A 394-nucleotide genomic window follows, 5' to 3' on the forward strand; every position below is an offset into this window, starting at 1 on the left:
CGACGTTCCACTGCTCGCTCTTCTTCAACTGCCTCTTGTACTCGACCCAGTCAATGCCATCCCTCGCAGCCAAGGAGACCATGATATCGTCGATCCCCTTCTCCATCCCCTTGAGCCCGCACATGTAGATGTAGGTGTTGTCCTTCTTCAGCAATTGCCACAACTCCTCGGCGTACTGGGCCATTCTCGTCTGGATGTACATCTTCTCCCCCTTCTCGTTCGTCTGCTCTCTGCTGACCGCGAAGTCGAGCCTGAAGTTGTCTGGATACTTCTCCTTCATCTTTTCAAATTCCTCCTTGTACAGAAGAGAGCTGCTTGTGGGAACTCCAAGGAAGAGCCATGCCAGGCCGTTGAACTTGTAGTCCTCATGTTTCTCGAAGAATGTCTTCCACAG

General features: G+C 52.0%; 1 protein-coding gene. It reads right to left on the minus strand.

Features of this window, described 5'->3' with window-relative positions; all coding sequences use genetic code 11:
* Positions 1 to 394 (minus strand): hypothetical protein (locus DJ021_RS18470; RefSeq protein ID WP_207801908.1); only part of this gene is annotated, 394 nt, incomplete at both ends.

It is taken from the genome of Phenylobacterium hankyongense (assembly GCF_003254505.1).
GTDB lineage: Bacteria > Pseudomonadota > Alphaproteobacteria > Caulobacterales > Caulobacteraceae > Phenylobacterium > Phenylobacterium hankyongense.